This is a genomic window from Anaerobiospirillum thomasii (assembly GCF_900445255.1).
Taxonomy (GTDB): Bacteria; Pseudomonadota; Gammaproteobacteria; order Enterobacterales; family Succinivibrionaceae; genus Anaerobiospirillum_A; species Anaerobiospirillum_A thomasii.
The window spans coordinates 135,001-154,455 of sequence record NZ_UAPU01000005.1 but is presented as its reverse complement, the minus strand read 5'-3'; the positions used below and the strand labels follow the sequence as shown (position 1 = coordinate 154,455).

At 40.8% G+C, this 19,455-nt stretch carries 12 protein-coding genes and 2 rRNA genes (1 of these 14 only partly in view); 4 read left to right on the top strand and 10 right to left on the bottom strand.

Features of this window, described 5'->3' with window-relative positions:
• Positions 1 to 56: 56 nt before the first annotated feature.
• From DRZ93_RS01070 to DRZ93_RS01060, 3 genes are all read left to right on the top strand, one after another.
• The gene (locus DRZ93_RS01070) at positions 57 to 980 is read left to right on the top strand and encodes a recombination-associated protein RdgC (RefSeq protein ID WP_113744311.1); all 924 of its coding nucleotides are present in this window, start codon (positions 57 to 59) and stop codon (positions 978 to 980) included.
• On the top strand, positions 967 to 2,220 hold the full coding sequence (locus DRZ93_RS01065; protein ID WP_218564232.1) for a U32 family peptidase C-terminal domain-containing protein: 1,254 nt from the start codon (positions 967 to 969) through the stop codon (positions 2,218 to 2,220). The genes DRZ93_RS01070 and DRZ93_RS01065 overlap by 14 nt, the downstream gene beginning before the upstream one ends.
• A 96-nt stretch (positions 2,221 to 2,316) precedes the next feature.
• Complete coding sequence (locus DRZ93_RS01060) at positions 2,317 to 2,943, top strand: L-threonylcarbamoyladenylate synthase (RefSeq protein WP_113744309.1); 627 nt, start codon at positions 2,317 to 2,319, stop codon at positions 2,941 to 2,943.
• A gap of 50 nt (positions 2,944 to 2,993) precedes the next feature.
• Here the strand turns inward: DRZ93_RS01060 and DRZ93_RS01055 are convergent, their stop codons facing one another.
• The 6 genes from DRZ93_RS01055 to DRZ93_RS01030 form a co-directional block, all read right to left on the bottom strand.
• Positions 2,994 to 3,764 (bottom strand): SDR family NAD(P)-dependent oxidoreductase, encoded by a 771-nt coding sequence (locus DRZ93_RS01055; RefSeq protein ID WP_113745552.1) that lies wholly within the window; start codon positions 3,762 to 3,764, stop codon positions 2,994 to 2,996.
• An 18-nt stretch (positions 3,765 to 3,782) separates the two neighbouring features.
• Positions 3,783 to 4,634 (bottom strand): PHP domain-containing protein, encoded by an 852-nt coding sequence (locus DRZ93_RS01050; RefSeq protein ID WP_113744307.1) that lies wholly within the window; start codon positions 4,632 to 4,634, stop codon positions 3,783 to 3,785.
• An 8-nt stretch (positions 4,635 to 4,642) separates the two neighbouring features.
• Positions 4,643 to 6,523 carry an ATP-binding cassette domain-containing protein gene (locus DRZ93_RS01045; RefSeq protein ID WP_113745551.1) on the bottom strand — a complete coding sequence of 627 codons (1,881 nt, stop codon included), beginning with the start codon at positions 6,521 to 6,523 and terminating at the stop codon, positions 4,643 to 4,645.
• A gap of 9 nt (positions 6,524 to 6,532) precedes the next feature.
• The gene (rlmKL, locus tag DRZ93_RS01040; protein WP_113745550.1) at positions 6,533 to 9,001 is read right to left on the bottom strand and encodes a bifunctional 23S rRNA (guanine(2069)-N(7))-methyltransferase RlmK/23S rRNA (guanine(2445)-N(2))-methyltransferase RlmL; all 2,469 of its coding nucleotides are present in this window, start codon (positions 8,999 to 9,001) and stop codon (positions 6,533 to 6,535) included.
• 442 nt (positions 9,002 to 9,443) lie between these two features.
• Positions 9,444 to 11,417, bottom strand: a complete 1,974-nt coding sequence (locus DRZ93_RS01035) for a DUF4268 domain-containing protein (protein ID WP_113745549.1) — start codon at positions 11,415 to 11,417, stop codon at positions 9,444 to 9,446.
• Positions 11,418 to 11,608: 191 nt separating this feature from the next.
• Positions 11,609 to 11,947 carry a hypothetical protein gene (locus tag DRZ93_RS01030; protein WP_113745548.1) on the bottom strand — a complete coding sequence of 113 codons (339 nt, stop codon included), beginning with the start codon at positions 11,945 to 11,947 and terminating at the stop codon, positions 11,609 to 11,611.
• Positions 11,948 to 12,645: 698 nt separating this feature from the next.
• Here DRZ93_RS01030 and DRZ93_RS01025 point away from each other — a divergent pair.
• A complete protein-coding gene (locus DRZ93_RS01025; protein WP_113745529.1) occupies positions 12,646 to 14,154 on the top strand; it encodes an ISAs1 family transposase in 1,509 nt (502 codons plus the stop codon).
• 266 nt (positions 14,155 to 14,420) lie between these two features.
• Here the strand turns inward: DRZ93_RS01025 and DRZ93_RS01020 are convergent, their stop codons facing one another.
• The 4 genes from DRZ93_RS01020 to DRZ93_RS01005 all read right to left on the bottom strand — a co-directional run.
• Positions 14,421 to 16,688 carry a S8 family peptidase gene (locus DRZ93_RS01020; protein ID WP_113745547.1) on the bottom strand — a complete coding sequence of 756 codons (2,268 nt, stop codon included), beginning with the start codon at positions 16,686 to 16,688 and terminating at the stop codon, positions 14,421 to 14,423.
• A complete protein-coding gene (locus tag DRZ93_RS01015; protein WP_113745546.1) occupies positions 16,681 to 17,739 on the bottom strand; it encodes an ATP-binding protein in 1,059 nt (352 codons plus the stop codon). Before DRZ93_RS01015 ends, DRZ93_RS01020 begins: the two co-directional genes overlap by 8 nt.
• Before the next feature lie 143 nt (positions 17,740 to 17,882).
• Positions 17,883 to 17,998, bottom strand: a 5S ribosomal RNA gene (gene rrf / locus DRZ93_RS01010).
• 84 nt (positions 17,999 to 18,082) lie between these two features.
• A 23S ribosomal RNA gene (locus tag DRZ93_RS01005) occupies positions 18,083 to 19,455 on the bottom strand (it continues 1,508 nt past the right edge of the window).

Sequence of the window (19,455 nt, the reverse complement as noted above, 5' to 3'; positions counted from 1 at the left end):
ATCTTAGAATATTTGATAAAATACACGCGTTTATTTTTAAATGATTAGGTGAGATTATGTGGTTTAAAAATGCTCGTATTTACACCGTTGAGCTAAGTGATGAACATAAAAAGATTTTAAGAAACGATGAGCTTTTAGAACAGACCATTGCACAAAAGGCCTTCAAGCCATGTCAGGCACAGGAGCTTGCCACCCTAGGCTTTTCTCCTATTTTCGGCCGCTATGCTGATGTCTATACCTACTCCTATGGCAATCACCATTTCTTTAATATTACAGAAGAGAGCAAACTGCTGCCAAGCTCTGTGATTAAAAATGAGCTTGAAAATGAGATTGAGGAGAAAGAGGCAAGCCTTGGTCGTGAACTTAGAAAAAATGAAATTTCAACTATTAAGACAGCTCTTGTCAATAGACTTTTAGCTGTAGCCTTTGCCACAAGACGCGATCTTTTAGTCTATGTCAACTCAGATAAAGGCTATGTGGCAGTAGCAGCCTCATCAGCAAAAAGAAGTGAAAAGGCCATAGCCATGCTGCGCGAGGCCTTTGCTGGAACCTTCCCGGCCCGCTCCTTTCAGCCACGCTGTGTAATTGAAGACAGAATGACATCCTGGGTCAAGGATGCAGCTCTGCCTCAGATCTTTGTTTTAGGCGGCGATGCCACCTTAAAGAGCGGTGATGATGAAGGCGGCGTGGTTAAAGTCAGCCGTGAGCTTTTAACCTCTGATGAGGTATTAAATCATATTGAAGCTGGCAAGGTTATAACCGATATTCAGCTGACCTTTGAGGACAGCATCAGTTTTGTTTTAGGATCCGATCTTTCATTCAAGCGTATGCGCCCTGAAGATCAGTATCTTGAAAAGAATCTGCCTGAAAAGAGTGAGGATGCCATTGCTGACATGCAGTCGCACCTTATTCTGCAATCTGACATTTTAACTTCACTTATTGATTCAATTGTAGAGATTTTTGATTGTGAAAAAGCCTGAACTATTAGCACCGGCAGGTAGCTACAAACATCTACAGATGGCACTTGCCTATGGTGCTGATGCCATCTATGCCGGTATTCCCCGCTGGTCACTGCGCGTACGCGGCAACGGTTTTGAAAGAGAGGATTTTCAAAGAGGCATTAATCTTGTCCATGAGCATGGCAAGAAATTCTTTGCTGTTCTTAATGTTATTCCTCATGTACGCAGAACCAAGGCCTTTACCCCTGATCTTGACAAGGTGGCGACACTAAAGCCTGATGCCTTTATTATGGCCGATCCTGGTCTTATAATGGAGGCCCGTGAAAGACATCCTGAAATTCCTGTGCACCTGTCAGTACAGGCCAACTGCGTAAACTCAGGCACTGTCAAATTCTGGCAGAAAATCGGTGTTGAGCGTGTAATTTTAGCCCGTGAGCTGTCTTTAAATGAAATTGAGATGATACGCAATGAGTGTCCTGACATGGAGCTTGAGGTCTTTGTGCACGGCGCCTTATGTATAGCCGTATCAGGACGCTGTTTAATCTCTGGCATGCTCTCGCGCCGCGATGCCAATGTCGGCACCTGCAACAATGCCTGCCGCTGGGGCTTTAATGTACGCTCCATAACTGCCGAGATTGAAGAGACTTCACAAAGAAAAGGCGAGTGGATGCCAATTGAGGAGGATGAGCATGGCTCATATCTTTTAAACTCAAAGGATCTGTGCGCCCTGCCTCTTATCAAACGCCTTATGGAAATAGGTGTTGACTCTCTAAAGATTGAGGGCCGCTCCAGATCGCCATTTTACGCAGGCGCCATGTCACGTGCCTACAGAATTGCCATTGACTCAATTGCAGATGGCGGTGAGATCCCTCATGAGTCTTATGAGATTGTAAACTCAATCCCTGCCCGCTCCTACACCACAGGTCTTTTAGAGCCGCATCGTCCTGATGAGACCCAGGAGTATGAGACCAACTCTCCAAATCCTGGTGCCTGGCAGATTGTAGGTGAGGTTGACAAACAGGAGAACGGCAGGATCTTTATCAAGGTTAAAAACCGTTTTGAGTCAAAATCAAAACTTATAATCTATACTCCACAGGGCAGAATTGATGTCAATGCAGCTACCTTGTGCGACAAGAATGGCAATCCAATGGAGGTGGCTCCTGGTGATGGCTATTATGTAAGTCTTGAGTGTGATAAAAAGCTAAATCTGCAGACTTGCACACTGCTGCGTGTTGACAGAGAATACGAGCACAAACAGTAAGTTTATACTATAATAAAGGGCCGGAAGCTGTAATTCCGGCTCTATTTTTATGTGCCATAGCTAGATGCTGGCATACTTTTAAAACATGGAATTTATATGAGTGCTAAATTTATCAGTATACATCCTGACAATCCGCAGAGCCGTTTTATAAAACAGGCCAGCGAGATTATTCTAAACGGCGGTGTAGCTGTGATTCCAACAGATTCAGCCTATGCTCTGTGCTGCACACTAGGCGATAAAAGCGCCATGGAGCGTATTATTGCCATAAGAAAGATTTCAAAAAATCACAACTTTACCCTGCTTTGCCGCGATCTGTCTGAATTATCAACATTTGCAAAAATCGGCAACAATGAATTTCGTCTGTTAAAGCACAATACACCAGGTGCCTATACCTTTATTCTGCCGGCCACCAAGGAAGTACCGCGCCGTTTAATGAATGAAAAAAGAAAAACTATTGGTATACGCGTACCTAGAGGTGCCATTATTGAGGCTTTAATGGAGGAGGTTGGAGAGCCTTTGATGAGCTGCTCTCTTATTATGCCAGACTGTGAAGAGGCTGAGAATGATCCTGTGGAGATCAATGACAAGATAGGATCGCTTGTTGATGTCATTGTCGATGGCGGAGTGCTTACCACAGAGCCTACCACTGTTATACGCTTTGAGGATGGTGTGCCTCTTATCCGTCGTGTAGGTGGTGGTGATCCTGCCCCATTTGAAGAATAGCTCTTACTCTCAAGGCCACTTAAGTGGCCTTGAGTCTTTATAACTATCCTTTATTTAGTAAATATATCGCCCTTGACTACAGCAGGTCCTGCATAGCACTGAGCTACAGGCATCATCTCAATATCATTGATATTGACATGACGTGGCAGTGACACAAGGTAGGAGACTAATGAGGCAATATCCTCAGGAGTTATAGCCTCAACATTGTCATAGGTAGCCTTGACTCTACCCTCATCACCTGCAAAGCGAACATAGGAAAATTCAGTATCAGAGCACAGACCTGGCTTGATGCAGCAGACCTTTATGGCGCTGCCGTGAAAATCTGTTCTTAGATTGCGGCTAAACTGAGCTACAAAGGCCTTGCTGGCACCATAGATATTGCCGCCTGTATATGGCCAGTCTCCTGCAATGGAGCCCAGATTGATAATAAAGCCCTTGTTTCTTGCCATCATTGATTTACTTACAGCAGCTGTCATAGCCACCAGACCCTTGATATTGGTATCAAGCATAATCTGCATATCAGACATGGTGCTATCCTGTATCTTGTTAAGACCAAGAGCCAGACCAGCATTGTTGACAAGCACATCAATATCTTTAAAGCCATCAGGCAGTGAGGACAGTACCCTGTCAATGGCCTCATTATCTGTTACATCAAGCACCACAGGTAAAAGAGCCTCACCAAGCTCATCGCGCAGGGACTGCAGTTTATCCTCGCGACGGGCACAGGCTATGACCTTTAAACCATCTTTGACAAGTGACTTACATATAGCTCTGCCAAAACCTGCAGATGCTCCTGTTACCAAAGCTGTTGAATATAACATAAAAACCTCTTTTATATTTTAAAAGCCAAAGGCCTGTGCCTGTGGCAGTGTCCATACGGGCTTTACCTTCTCAGGCAGTTTTAAATTAAGTCCAAGATCGCGCCATGGCCCTTCACTGTGAAAGTCAGAGCCTACGCTGCCATACATCTCATAGCGCTCACACAATGAGGCCAAATAGTCTCTGTCAGCAGGACTTTGCTGTGAGGATGACACTTCAAGGGCCATACCTCCTGCCTCTTTAAAATGCTCAATTAAAAGACGCAGTTTGCTGTTAGTCATAGTATAGCGCTTAGGATGGGCAAGCACAGCCACACCGCCTGAGTGAACAATAATTGAGCAGGCCTCCTCCACACTTATCCACTGTGTGTTGACATAGGCTCTGCCACCCTTTTTAAGGTATTTGTTAAAAGCCTCATCCTGCGTAGCAAAAAGTCCAGTTGAAAAGAGATATCTTGCATAATTGCCACGGGTGATAACAGCGTTATCTCCGGCCATGGCCTGAGTTTTTAAAAGAGCATCCTTAAAGCCCAGCTTCTCAAGCTTGTGCCCTATAAGCGCAGCCCTCTCTTCACGCTGTACACGCTGCCTTTTAATTAGATCTAAAAGCTTTTGATTTTTTGTATCTAAAAACAGACCTACAATATGAATCTGCACGCTGTTAAAAGTTGTTGAAATCTCAATACCAGGTATTACAGTAAGGTCGCTGCCCTGTGCCTGCACGCAGGCTCTGTCATAGGCTCCTACTGTATCATGATCGGTTATAGCCAGATGACTTAAACCATAACCTATGGCTCTTGAGACTATCTGCTCAGGACTTAGAGCACCATCTGATATATTGGTATGACAATGCAGATCAATTTTCTCGCGCATATTTATCTCTACTCAAGAGCACTAAGCTCCTCCCATTTACTATACAGATCATCAAGCGCAGACTGCAGCTCATCACGCTTTTGCATAACTTCCTTAACCTTGTCGCTGCCATCCTGATACAAGGCAGGATCGGCAATCTTCTCATCAAGCTGCGAAAGAGCCTGCTCAAGCTCATCAATTTTATCAGGAAGCTGCTCTAATTCATGTTTTTGTGTAAAAGATAAGCCTTTTTTATCATTTACAGCAGGAGCTGCACGTTTGCCCTCTTTACCCTCTTTGACAGAAGTTTTAGTTACAGCAGTATTTTTTGAGGCATTTTCAAGCTCGACACGTCTGTAGTAGGCAAGCACATCAGACCAGCCGCCAACAATAGTTTCAATATGCCCTTTACCATCAAAGACCCAGGTCTCGGTGGCCACCTTGTCAATAAAGCGTCTGTCATGACTTATGACTATAACTGTGCCTTTAAATGAGGCAATAAGATCCTCTAAAAGCTCTAAAGTCTCAAGATCAAGATCGTTGGTAGGCTCATCTAAAATAAGCACATTGCATGGTCTGCAGAACATGCGCGCCAGCATCAGACGGTTTTTCTCACCGCCTGAGAGAACAGAGGCAGGAGAGAGCGCACGGCGGGCTGTAAATAAAAAGTCCTTAAGATAGGATATAACATGTAAAGTCTTGTTACCAAGGGTAATATCCTGACGGCCCTCGGCCACATTGTCAGCTACACTCTTATCAAGCTCTAGTGTCTCATGATACTGATCAAAATACTGATAGATAACATTTGAGCCTACTTTAACCTTGCCCTCATCAGGCTTTAGCTGCCCTAAAAGCACCTTAATCAATGTGGTTTTGCCAGCACCATTTGGACCTACAATACCAATTCTGTCAGAGCGCATGACAGTAGCTGCAAAATTATCAATAATTCTTGTGCCTTCATAGTCAACACTGATGCCGCTAAGCTCAAAGACTATATTGCCAGACTTTTCAGCCTCACTTACCTGCATCTTGACGCGACCTTGTCTGTCACGACGGGCGGCACGCTCCTCACGCAGCTGCTTTAAATCGCGCACACGACCTTCATTGCGCGCAAGACGGGCTTTAACGCCTCGTCTGATCCAGGCCTCCTCCTCAGCAAGCACACGGTCAAACTCCTTGCGATAGAGCTCCTCTTTGCGCAGTCTTTCATCCCTAAGCTCAATATATTTATCAAAGCGGCCTGGGTATGAATAAAGCTTGCCTCGGTCAAGCTCGACAATGCGTGTGGCAAGAGAGTCCGTAAAGGCTCGGTCATGGGAGATAAAGACAATAGCTCCGTTAAAGCCTTTTAAATACTGCTCCAAAAAGGCAATAGTCTCAATATCAAGATGGTTGGTAGGCTCATCTAAAAGCAAAACCTCAGGCTCCAATGACAAGGCACGGGCTAAAGCCGCCTTTCTCATCCAGCCGCCGGATAAGGACTCAAGTGGTGTGGCAACATCTATGGAGAGTTTATTTAAAACCTTTCTTATAACTCCATCCTTGTACCACATATCATGCTTTTCAAGATAGGCTGCTGACTCACCGTTTGTATCTGTGCCGTTAAAGACATTATTTAAATGCTCTCCGCACTCACCTAAGGCCATGGCTACCATATTGTAGGCACAGCCCTGCTTTAGATCAGGCGGATCCTGCTCAAGACGGGCAATATTAAGCCCCTGTCTTACAATCATGCGCCCGTCATCTAAGGTATTGATGCCGCATAAGAGTTTTAAAAGTGATGATTTGCCTGTACCATTGCGTCCTACAAGGCAGACGCGCTCATTTTCCTCAAGGGCAAAATCAGCCTTGTCAAGCAAGGCCTCATCGCCAAAGGCCAGGCTTGCCTCATTTAAAGTAATTAAAGCCATCTGTCTATCCTAACTGTCAACAGGGCCCCAGACGCGTGCCTTGCGGGCAGGACGACGCTCAGATCTGTCAGAGCGTGAATCAGAATTGATTCTGCCATCTTTATTAAAGGTCATGGAGCCTACCTTAAAGCCCTTTGATCTGTTCTGTCTGCCGCCATAGGCGCTGCTGCGTGAGTTAAAGTCTCTATCTTTGTTATCTCTGTTAAAGCCTCGGTCAGAGCCTCTATCTGAGTTTCTGTCAAAAGATGAGCTGCTATAACTGCTCTTTTTAACAGATCCAGACCACTTAGGAACAGCCTTCTGCTCAACAATAGGCACAGGATCAAGCTGCTTTTTAGACTCATCAAAGGCAAGAATATAGCAGGAGTGAATCTGCTGTCTGCGCATAAAATCTCGTGGAATGGTAGCCTTTGAAATATCCTCAAACTCAAGGCCATAGAGGGCAAGCTTCTTACCGTCAATATTGAAATTGCGCTTGTTGGTGCAGAAAATAATACTGCCGCCATCTTTTAGATGACCTGTAAGGTTGGATAAAAGAGCCACATGATCACGCTGCACCTCAAAGGTTGACTCCATACGCTTGGAGTTTGAGAAGGTTGGCGGATCTATATAGATTAAATCGTACTTCTTATCTGTAGGATTTGAAATATAGGCAAGACAGTCAGCCTGCACAAAATCATGGGAGGCAAGATCAATATTGTTCTGCCTGAAGTTCTCCATACCCCACTCAAGATAGGTGCGGCTCATATCAACAGATACAGTGCTCAAAGCACCGCCCATGGCGGCAGCCACAGAGGCAGATGCTGTATAGGCAAAGAGATTTAAAAAATCCTTGCCAGAGGCTAAGGCCTTGATTTTTTCACGTATAGGCCTTGCATCTAAAAACAGTCCTGTATCAAGGTAGTCATGTACATTGACTCTGTAGTTGATGCTGCCCTCATGCACACTAAAAAAGTCATGCTTTTGCTGTTGAGATTTTTCATACTGACTGCTACCTCTTTGTCTTTCACGCTCTTTTAGCACCACATGTTCACCATCAGAGCCTGTCACTCTTATGGTGGCGGCAATCATATCAAGCACACGGCGTCTTGCAATATTGGCAGAGACAGATGATGGAGCTGCATACTCCTGAATTACATAGTATGGACCGTATTTATCAATACAGGCCTGATAATCTGGCAGATCGGCATCATAGACACGATAGGCATCAGTATTGACACCCTCAGCCCACTTGTTCAGTGTCTTTAGATTTTTGACAAGACGGTTGGCAAAATCTACAGCAATTTCATCTTTTGCTGAACCCTCTGATCCTGCCATATCGCGGCTGTCATCAATTTCAAATACTCTTAACTGACATAAAAGCGAGCCGTTATAGAGCTTGTAGCTCTTGTCATATGACAGACGCAGACATGAGAGCAAGTCTGTTGAGGTTGAGATAATGGCAGCTCTTGAGCCTTTGAAATTCTGCTTGATCTTAAGACCAAGATCGCTGTAAAGAGCAATAAGCTCATTGAAGTTACCCATTCTCTGACCATATGGCGGATTGGTAACTAAGGTGACATGCAGATCATTGTCAAAAGGATTGTACATCTTTGCAACTGAGCAGGCTGAAACTTTTATAAGATCACCAAAGCCTGCCTTTTTAGCATTCTGCTGCGCAATTGATACCATATTTGAGTCAGCATCAAAGCCATGTATGCAGATATTTTTCTCAAGAGCGCTTTTAAGGCCTCTGTTTGATCTGACCTTGGCCTCAAAGAGCATTTCCTGCCATTTGTTCTCATCAAAATCTTTAAGATGTAAAAAGCCAAAGCGACTGCGTTTAAGGCCCGGGGCTGTATCTGTAGCATACAGAGCGGCCTCTAAAAGCAGTGTACCTGAGCCGCACATTGGATCTATAAAGTTAAAATTGTCATAACCTGCTCTTACCACCATGGCAGCTGCCAGATTTTCCTTTAAAGGAGCAATACCTGTACCGCGGTGATACTCTCTTTGATGTAAAGGAGAGCCGCTTAAATCTAAAGTAATGGTGGCCTCACCGTATTTTAGAAGGTGGGCATAAATACGTACATCAGAGTTGTGCTTATCTACATCAGGACGGCTGCCATAGGCTTTGACCAGTCTGTCACAGATGGCATCTTTAATCTTTAAAGCTGAGTACTGTGTATTGCGCAGTTTGTCATTGGTACCTGAAAACTCAACAGAGATAGTTTTATCTGATGTAAAGTAATTTTCCCAGGCAATACCGTTGGCGCCAAGATACAGATCGGTATCATCCTCACAGTTAAAGGTGGATAAGGTAAGTAAAATACGTGAGGCAAAATGGGAGTACAGGCATAATCTCATGCCATCTTCCATAGTGCCTTCAAATGAGACACCTGCTGTTGTCTCTTTGGCCTTGGCTATATTAAGACTTACAATTTCATTAAATAACAGCCCCTCAAGGCCTAAAGGACATGACGCAAAAAACTTTAACATCTTAAAACCTCTGATAATAACTGCACCTATTATAGCAAAGCTACAGCCTCTGATAGTGATAAATATGCAAGCAGATGACAGATAGCATCAATCTTTATCACTCTGTATACAGCTTTGAAAACTCATGAAAAATCTGTATTTATTAAGACATGAGAAAATTGATGTATCTAAAAATAGTTGTTTAAATGTAAAGGATCATAAATATCATCACTGCAAGCAGTTTTTGTGTGCAGGTTTTACCTTGTGCCTTGTACATACTTGATATAGTGCTGACACAATAAGCTCTCTAAAGACTTTAACTTTGATGTATAGCAGTTTTACCTAATATAAAAGAAAACTGACAGGCGCAGTTGAAAAATGCAGAGCCAGGCCCTGCATTTTGTCAGTGTAAATAGCAGTCAATTAGCTGCCAATTTGTAGATGTGCAGCTTTATTTTCTTAACTATTTCTTGTCAATGTATGGAGAAAGAGCCTTGCGCATTGAAACCATGGTGGCTGCAATCCATTGTGAGGCCTCATACCAGGCATCACGATTATTAAGATCTTTTTTCACATAAATGCGAATAAAGGCAGTCTTTCCCTTTCCGCCAGAGGCTGAAACATCATCAAATGATACCCACTGAAATGGCTCGCCAACCTGAGCTAGAATCTCATCCTTGTGCTCTAAGGTAAGATTGAAAATCTCACGGCTTGAAATACTTACGTATATACATACCTCACCCTTTTGCAGTGAGTTAGACACGCTGATCTTACAGCTGCCATTACCTGTAAAGAAGTTCAGCCAGTAATCGGTTGGTGGCTTACGTCTTCTAAACAGCTGAGCAAACTCTTCATTTTCAAACGCAGTATCCTGGAACTTGACCCAGAAGTCTAGCAAGGTCTGACGACCCTTGGTAAGTGTGACTTTAACCTTCTTATCATCCTCTGTGTTGACAGCTGTAACAGATGACATATCAATAATTGCAGGAATGATTAGATCAAAATCTTTTTTATTTAGAGAACAGAGTTCCTCTATCATAACTAGGATATTAATGATGGAGCTTACTCTATTTTGCAGCCAGGTAGAGCCCTGCCTGCAATAGGCAGTTATAATGGCCTGATAGAGCTTTTCATTTGGAGCATCTTCTTCATGATCATTACTCTTGCACCAGGATGTGTAGAAAGTATCAAAGCTATTTATCTTAAATTCATCAGCCGTATCGCGATCCCATCTTGTATAAACTGGCTCTTTAGCAAGAAGTCTGTATACCTCTGGATATGCAATCTGTATGCAGACAAATGCATAATTGATGACTTGCTCTACATAAGTCTTGGCTGATGAATTGAAATTTTCACTGTCAGCACTATCCTGCTCATACATATATTGCAGCAAGGAAAGAGTATTAAGCAGGCGTTTGATTGAGCGAGGATTACTACCTGTACTATTAGCTGTAATTTCAGCTACTGCCTGTATGTAGGTGCGATCATTTTCCTCACCTTCCTTGTCAATTACCTTAACATGCAGATCTTCCTCAGAGCAATAGCCAATCTTTTTGAGTGATGCACCAATGTAATCGCCAACTTTGTAGCGCTCTGTAGGCATTGTAAAAGGCATCTGAATAATCTTGTCAAAGAATGAACGATATGCACGCTCATCATTTTCATCTTTATTACCAAGCTTTGCCTTAAGTCCCTTAACAACAACATTATAGTCAATGGCCAGAACAAAAATACAGCAGTTAACCTCAAAGAAGTTCTTAAGCATCTCAAGGATCTGAACTGCTGACTCTGGATTGATGCGATCAAGATCATCAACAAAGATCATAAAACCACGCTTATTTTGATCTCCATCCTCGCGATCTAAACGCAGACACTCATCTATAGATCTTGCAACCTGCTCACGAAATTCGGCCGGATTAAATTCTTCTTCCTCACTTTCTCCATTTAACATTTCACCTATCTTATCGACTGCAAAATTAACAGCACTAGCCCCTGCTAGTGAGGTTGCTACCTTACCACCGGTCAGAGCAGCTTTAAACAGACGTGACTTGGAGATTTTCTTAAGGGCATCAACGGCAGGATTGGAGCGATCGTGTAACTCGATAAAAAGCGATACCTGTTTTAGCAAACCGCGAATAATTGACTCAATTGACTCCTCAGGGGTGCGCAGTAGTGAATACTCCCACATATTAAGGAATATTCCATGAAATACCTTGTTTTTATCCGGAGCTTTTGCAGTATCACAAAGTTCGTAGAGAAGAGAATTAATTACTGAGGTCTTACCACTGCCCCATTCACCTTGAATGGCTATAGTAGTAGGCATGCTGGCATGACTTAAAAAATTGGAAAGTGCTTTTATATAGCGATTAACACCTAATAGATCTGCCTCATCGCCAGATTTTGGACGATCGATGAGATTTGAGTTGTGATCTGACATATATCTCCTTAACTATTTTTTATTCTTATGATTAAAAATACGAAACAACGGCCTGAGTGGATCACTCCAATCTTCATTATCATAGGCTTATACTTTAAAATAGGTAAGGAAATTATTCTGATTGTGTGATAGAAATTGATTAATGTATCTGGCTTTTAACCTAAATTCAATATATAGTGCTGTATACAGCCCTATACCAATTCAAATTGTGACAGATCAACGTCTAAAGCCTTCAGGATCTCTTTTTGTGTAAAAGTTAAAGCCTTGGACAGGGTAAACTTATCACCTTTTTTCTCAATGGTAATATCATCAAGTTCATCTATAAGACCTTTGTAAGTCAATTTTCTAAAGCGATTAGGTTCATCATTTTTAAGAGCTCTCAATGCCTTACTTGCACATGTGTGCAAAATAAGAGCTATAAATATAACAAAGAGCTTACCGTTAGATGTGTCTGATCTATGGGTCTTAAGTCGCTTACAGTCAAGATCATGTTTTAAAGCATCAAATATCTTTTCTACAGAGTCCTTCATGCTATATATCTTCAATGCCTGCTCGCTATCTATATCTTCATTACAAGTAAACAGAACAAACCAGCCTATAAGACTTTTAGCCCTTGAAAACTTATCAGGATTATAGGTAAATGTCTAGCCTATAGCCTTCTGTGCATCTATTTGAGCATCATGAAACTTTGTCATTTTAGCAACCTGCGCCTTACTAAGATGTATGCCACTAGTTTTGGCCTTATCTATCAGTTCTTTTTCATGTTTTACAGCCAGTTGCAAGGTGGCAAGTGCTTCAGGATACTTAAGAGAGTCATAATAAAGGTGTATAAAGCCTTTAGTATTGTCAGTTGTAATAATATATTTAACTTAATGTAGTTCAAAAATACATTTATAAGCGTTGCTTTACTAAATAATATCTTTATGTTTATAACACAAAAAACTTGCGATGATATAAATACGACTAAATATCCAGTGAAACTGATATCTATGGCGAAATTACGGGAATGTGTCACATCACATTTTATAATAAGGCCATAGTTAAAATTTAATCAGGTCTACCCTGATTATGTAGCTCTTTAAAAATCTATCTAACCACTATTGGTTTTTTGCTATAAATCTCATTTTAAATATTTTTGTGAGCTAAGGATCAAACTTCAATAAAATAGCTTGTGCTATTTTCGTGATTCTGATCAAATAATGAAAGTTTAACTTTCGTTTTGGTTTTTATGACTGTATTTCAGGTTTCACAGGGATTACAAGATGTTGTAGCGAGATCGCGTTCCAGATCTGCTATACCTAAGGCATCATTGTCCTTTGAAGAAAAATACAGAAATAGGCGTATTAATCAGACTCTTAATAAATTCTCTAAAAATCAATTTGATATTGATTATGAAATAGAGAAGCTTGAAGATGACATTGAGATTGAATTTTTGTCCTTGCAAAAAATGCTTAAGAGACTTAAATCATCAAAGCTCGATCAAATTCTTAATTTTCAGCAAAAAATCAGAAGGCTCTTTATAGATACACGAAGTGAAAACTCTCTGGTCTATACCTTGGACGTTGTGTTGTGTGTCATACTGTTTGCAAAATTGCAGGGGCGAACCGATGCAAATGAGATTGCTGAATTTTATAATCAAAATTATCTTCAGCTACACGCACTAATCGATGGTATGCCTGATCCTGAACATTCTTTGTCTCCTGCCAGTGTAAACAGAGTTTTACGTATGGTTGATCAGGAGCAAATGAGTAAGTTTTTTACTGAGTTCTTTGGTGTAATACCTCGCGCTGTAACAAAAGCCATGAATACGCCAGAAGAGGCTAAAAACAGTGAAAGAATTGTACTTCCAATAAAAAATACTCTAGCCTTTGATGGACAGGAGCTGATAAGCACGTTTGTTAAAGGAGAGCAGAGTCGCAGGAAAAAGAAGATTGCTGTTACTCTATATAACTGCACTGAAAAGCTGGCCTTAGACTACTATCTGACGAACAAGAAAAATAACGAAGGCCTTGCCTTTATTCAGATGTTCTCGACCACTGAAATAAAAGATGCGGTAATTATGGCTGATGCTCTTAACAGCACGCCATATATTGCAAAGCTTATAACTCAGAAAGGTTGCGATTATCTTCTGCCAATCAAAAAGAATATCAGGAAAAAGCTAAATGCGGCGTTATCTGAGATATTTTCCTCATCGCTGGCTAAGGATGCTTTAACTGTAAGTAGGCAAGAAACAGGGCACTCTCGCAAAGAAAAGATTGAGATATCCATATTGGACGGCTCTCTTCTTAGCGATGAGGTCAGAGGCTTATACGCTAATATCAACACTATCGTGATGTATACCAAGGCGACATCAAAAATCATTAATGGTAAAGAGGTTAGCAGCACATCTAACACCCGATACTATATAAGCTCTCTGCAGTATGGTGAAGAATCAACACTACATCAGATTGCGCGGAGTATTGATGAGTACTGGGCAATTGAGACTTACCATCATGGACACCTTGACTGTGGCTCTTTAGCCCAGGACGACCTACAGTCATGCAACGATAATTTAATTGCCAACCATGTGGGCATAAATAAAATAGTGCACAACATCCACTCCTTTATAAGGAATAGCGCTAATACCGATAACTCAGGACGCCCACCTACCTTTAAGAGTATTGCTGAAAAATTCAGAAGCAGACCTCTTGATTATACTCTGCATCGTCTGATTGAGTTCTTTGGACACTCTGAATAAGTCCATACACAACATCAACCACTGCTGCTCAGTGGTAAAGCCATATCCCTAAATATATCCCAATCACCAATAAAGTCGGCTTTTGGACATCTATTGGACAAAAAATAGTGGTTTGATAAATTTTTAAAGAACTACATATGAGGTAGACTCATATTTTTAATAATCGGCTGAAATTAAATGTGATGTGACACATTCTTATAATTTCGCCATAATTGATATCAGTGTATCATTTAATTTAACCATGAAAAACTTGTAAAAAGACAAATCTATTCCAAGTCAATTTCAATTTGAGATTGAGCGTAAATATTAAGTTGATTATCAATGTTGAGTTCATTAACAAGCCATCCTCGTGACTGACAGAGCTGAATAAAATCATGATATCTGTCCTTACCATTCATTTCTCTTAAAGTTATAACAAGCCCAAAATTTAATGGATGCTTTTCCTTGCTAGAATTTCGCTCTTTAGATGTGATTTTAATACCCCAAGATCCATGTTCAGTATATTTTTTCTTTGGTTTTTTTATTTTTTTTATCTCTTCACAGATAAATTTTACATTATCCCATTTTCTATAAAGAGTTCTAGCTTCCTCTTCATATAATTTTTCAGCCCCATCACCATTTTGAGGATTTCCATTTATTGATACAATATCGACTTTCATTGAACCATTATAAACATTATGCTTTACCCTTCCAAAATTAATATCAAGTTCTGTAGTGGTATAGTCTACTCCTTGATTTCTATTACACTCAGGAAAATATACTAATGTTAATCTTGAATAAAATGGGTGACCATTTCCTTCAAAAGGTACAGGCAAATTATAGTTATATGTTGTATACTCCTCAGCTCTTCCTGAAATAAGAAATCGTATCTCATCGTTTCTTGTTTGAACAATTTCTTCAATTTTTTTAGGAACAACTCCATAGCCTTTACTAAAGCTTATATCATCTTTCCTGCTCCATTGTGCAGCAGAATCAATAATAAGTGCTTTAGCTAACTCGCGAGATAAACCCATTTTATAAATCAAGAATGCTACTTTTCTTGCTATCCATGGTGCAGCAAATGAAGTTCCAACTCTTGTTACAGCTCCCAAATTATTGTAGCAAACAACCATTGGTTTTCGTTCTGAAACACTTTCTCCTCCATAATAACTTACATCAGGCTTATAAAAAAAAGAAAGAACAGGTCCTGTCCTTGTGTATGATGCACACTGTCCCTTAGAGTTTACAGAATTGACAACTATAGAGTTTAAAGAATCAGCTGGAGCTCCAATTCTCTTTTGCATAGCATCTGTTTGATTTGTTCCAGCTACAATGAAAATAACATCAAATTCATTTTGTATTTTATCTAACTCTGCCCCCTCTGGAGAAATATAATTTTCATGTATTTCATCAACTGATCCTAATGACAAATTCCAAACCTTAATATGACTATTTTCTTCTACTATCTTGCGAATATGCTTTAACACAGAAAAGGAACTAAATCCATTTGAAACCGCAACACCAAAGTGCTTTACTCTAAACCTACCGCAATTATCTTCATAGTCTTTATTTCCTTTTGGACCATCTACAATTATAGAAGAGACTGCTGTACCGTGAATATAATCTTTCTCGGATAATGCTACATTTGGATCAAGCAAGTTTATATACTCTACCCATTCACTAAAATATACTTCTTTATTAAATTGTGTATCAATCACTCCTATTATAGGCTCATTTGTCGGTGACGGGATTTGTTGAATCTGATCTTCATTTGATTGATCTGCCAGATAGTCATCTGTCAATCTGACGAAATCAGATATACTCATTGCAATTAAATATGGTGCACTTTCTACAAGTTTGGAGTATTCTCTCTGAGATAACTTACAAGTTGTATCGTTAAAAATTTTATCATCTAAAATATTTATTTTTAAATTGGATAGAAGTTCTTTAATTCCTACTTCTGTTTTATAAATGGTAACTAGTACATCCTCAGCAGTAAGCATAGAGCCTTCTTCTACTGTAAAAATATCTATACAGGTTACATCAAGCAGTACTTTTAAAAATGTACTTTTTGAGATATCCTGCATATCAATTTTTAAACTATTATTACTTATAGAGTTAAACTCATCAGAAGTTATAACTCCACTATCAAAATTTTCTCTTATAATCTGTGCTACTCTAAGAAGTAGGTTCTGAGCCTTGGTTAGAATATTTATAGGAACATAATATGTAAAAACGTGACACATTTTATCCCCAATCTTCTTAAACTTGGCTCCACACATATAATTAGATGGGTTGTCCGCTGAATTACTAGAGAAAAGACATCTTAATCTACTACTTTTAGGAACAATTCGGTTGTGGTAAGCAGTTATGAACACGTCTCGTAGCACAGACTGCTTGGTGTTCCAATAAGATATAACGCCAGCAATGTCAGCTGAGAGCTTGTCTAAATGCGAAGCACATACAGTTTGACCTTTTTTCATGGTCAAAGGTCCTGGCTTTGATGCGTTTGGCTTTGCTGATAGATCACCTTTTAACTGCAATATATTATGCATTTGCTAGCATACTCCTTAATTCTCTAGAAACTGAACTTTTTGATTTGGTGCTTAGAATTTCAATTTCTCTTACAGTAAAACATTGTTCCTGTAATTTTTTTATATTATCTGGCTTTTCATTACATACCGCATAATAAAGACGACGAAGGTAGTCATATCCATCATCAGGATCACTAAATGCAATTGCTGTTTTAATAACATTTTTTAACTCACCTGGATATGGTATCTTGCTATACAAGTTCAAAATTTTTCGAAAGACTCTAATATTCTTATTAGATACCTTTATTTTTGATAAATAAAAATCTAAAAACCTCTGTGCAATTTCTATTAAGTCTTCTTTTGTGTAACTATTAAAATCAATTGTAGAGTCGAAACGACGAATCAAAGCTTTATCTAGATTAGAAAATAAATTAGTTGTTGCGATTAATACAATGTCCTCATTTAAAGTATCAAAATTTTTTAATAAAGTGGAGGTAACCCTACCCATTTCACGTAAATCATTTGCATTTATTCTATCCATAGCAAGGGCATCAATTTCATCAAAAAGAACAACTATTTTATTAGGTTGAGGGAAGCAATTGATCTCTTTAAATACAGTTTGAATATTTTTTTGAGTCTGCCCTAGTTTACAATCTAAAATATTAGTGAAATTTATAGTGTAAGTTTCACGCCGCAAGAGTTTTGCTAAATGTTGGACACCTTGAGTCTTACCTGTACCAGGGGCTCCGTGAAAAAGAAACTTATGTATGCCAATATTTCTTTTAACAGCATTTACAACTCCCAGTAAATCCTGAATTAAGCTATCTGGAAAAAAAAGAGAGTCAGATGATGGTTTAATCTTTTCAAAAAAAGATGATAATACAATCTCCTCATCGGTTGATTGAGGTACTAAAACACCTGTTGTAGAGAGTAATGTCATGATATATTGGGCAAGTTCTACATCACCATTTTTTGAAAACTCATCTGCAATTGCATAAGCTTGTTTTTTAAAACCTATGTCATTATTATCACTGTAATAACGAATGAGATTTAAGATAGACTGCTTTTTCATGATATCCCCTCTTTTATCAGATAATAAATTATTGGGACATAAAAATCAATAATGGGACAAAATTAAAAATTAATACTTTAAAAAGTAATGTTGCAGAAAACAAAAAAGCCACCTCAGATGAGATGGCTTCTTTTAAAAGGTTAGCCTGGCGATGACCTACTCTCGCACAATCGTACGTTGCACTACCATCGGCGTAACTGCATTTCACTTCTGTGTTCGGAAAGGGAACAGGTGGTTCTACAGCACTATGGTCGCCAGACAAATTCTGTAAAAAACTTATAACAAACTGATTTAACTCTTGAGTATAAAGAGGTCTTTAAATGTCCATGCCCTCCGGGGTTGTATGGCCAAGCCTCACGGTTAATTAGTACTGGCAAGCTTCACACATCACTGCGCTTCCACATCCAGCCTATCAACGTCGTAGTCTGCAACGAACCTTTAGGAGCTAAAAGCTCAGGGATGACTCATCTTGGGGCCTGCTTCCCGCTTAGATGCTTTCAGCGGTTATCAGTTCCGCGCTTGGCTGCCGGGCCGTGCCATTGGCATGACAACCCGTAAACCAGAGGCGCGTTCACTCCGGTCCTCTCGTACTAGGAGCAATCCCCCTCAATCATCCAACGCCCGCGGTAGATAGGGACCAAACTGTCTCACGACGTTTTGAACCCAGCTCGCGTACCACTTTAAATGGCGAACAGCCATACCCTTGGGACCAACTTCAGCCCCAGGATGTGATGAGCCGACATCGAGGTGCCAAACACCGCCGTCGATATGAACTCTTGGGCGGTATCAGCCTGTTATCCCCAGAGTACCTTTTATCCGTTGAGCGATGGCCCGTCCATGTGGAACCACCGGATCACTATGACCTGCTTTCGCACCTGCTCGAGATGTGCCTCTCGCAGTCAAGCCAGCTTATGCCATTGCACTGACCTCACGATGTCCGACCGTGATCAGCTGACCTTCGTGCTCCTCCGTTACCCTTTGGGAGGAGACCGCCCCAGTCAAACTGCCTACCAGACACTGTCCTCGTATGTGTTGTACTTAGTTAGAACCTCAAACATGTCAGGGCGGTATTTCAAGGTTGACTCCATAAAAGCTGGCGCTTCTACTTCAATGTCTCCCGCCTATCCTGCACAAACAGGTTCAAGGTTCAGTGTCAAGCTGCAGTAAAGGTTCACGGGGTCTTTCCGTCTAGCCGCGGGTACACTGCATCTTCACAGCGATTTCGGTTTCACTGGGTCCCGGGTGGAGACAGCGTGGCCATGGTTACACCATTCGTGCAGGTCGGAACTTGCCCGACAAGGAATTTCGCTACCTTAGGACCGTTATAGTTACGGCCGCCGTTTACCGGGGCTTCACTCAAGGGCTTCAACTTGCGTCTGACCCCATCATTTAACCTTCCGGCACCGGGCAGGTGTCACACCCTATACTTCCCCTTTCAGGTTCGCAGAGTGCTGTGTTTTTGTTAAACAGTCCCAGCCACCATTTATCTGCGGCTGTGTGCAGCTTCATCTGTGCAGATTGCACCGCTCACAGCGTACCTTCTCCCGAAGTTACGGTACATTTTTGCCTAGTTCCTTCACCCGGGTTCTCCCAAGCGCCTTGGTATCCTCTACCCGACCACCTGTGTCGGTTTGGGGTACGGCCACATATAACCTGAAGCTTAGAGGCTTTTCCTGGAAGCCTGGTATCAGTTGCTTCATATCCGTAGATACTTCG

Coding starts and splice junctions, on each gene's coding strand:
- DRZ93_RS01060 (WP_113744309.1), top strand. CDS start 2,317: ATGAGTGCTAAATTTATCAGTATACATCCTGACAATCCGCAGAGCCGT.
- rlmKL (WP_113745550.1), bottom strand. CDS start 9,001: ATGTTAAAGTTTTTTGCGTCATGTCCTTTAGGCCTTGAGGGGCTGTTA.
- DRZ93_RS01070 (WP_113744311.1), top strand. CDS start 57: ATGTGGTTTAAAAATGCTCGTATTTACACCGTTGAGCTAAGTGATGAA.
- DRZ93_RS01045 (WP_113745551.1), bottom strand. CDS start 6,523: ATGGCTTTAATTACTTTAAATGAGGCAAGCCTGGCCTTTGGCGATGAG.
- DRZ93_RS01020 (WP_113745547.1), bottom strand. CDS start 16,688: ATGCATAATATATTGCAGTTAAAAGGTGATCTATCAGCAAAGCCAAAC.
- DRZ93_RS01050 (WP_113744307.1), bottom strand. CDS start 4,634: ATGCGCGAGAAAATTGATCTGCATTGTCATACCAATATATCAGATGGT.
- DRZ93_RS01025 (WP_113745529.1), top strand. CDS start 12,646: ATGACTGTATTTCAGGTTTCACAGGGATTACAAGATGTTGTAGCGAGA.
- DRZ93_RS01055 (WP_113745552.1), bottom strand. CDS start 3,764: ATGTTATATTCAACAGCTTTGGTAACAGGAGCATCTGCAGGTTTTGGC.
- DRZ93_RS01035 (WP_113745549.1), bottom strand. CDS start 11,417: ATGTCAGATCACAACTCAAATCTCATCGATCGTCCAAAATCTGGCGAT.
- DRZ93_RS01030 (WP_113745548.1), bottom strand. CDS start 11,947: ATGAAGGACTCTGTAGAAAAGATATTTGATGCTTTAAAACATGATCTT.
- DRZ93_RS01015 (WP_113745546.1), bottom strand. CDS start 17,739: ATGAAAAAGCAGTCTATCTTAAATCTCATTCGTTATTACAGTGATAAT.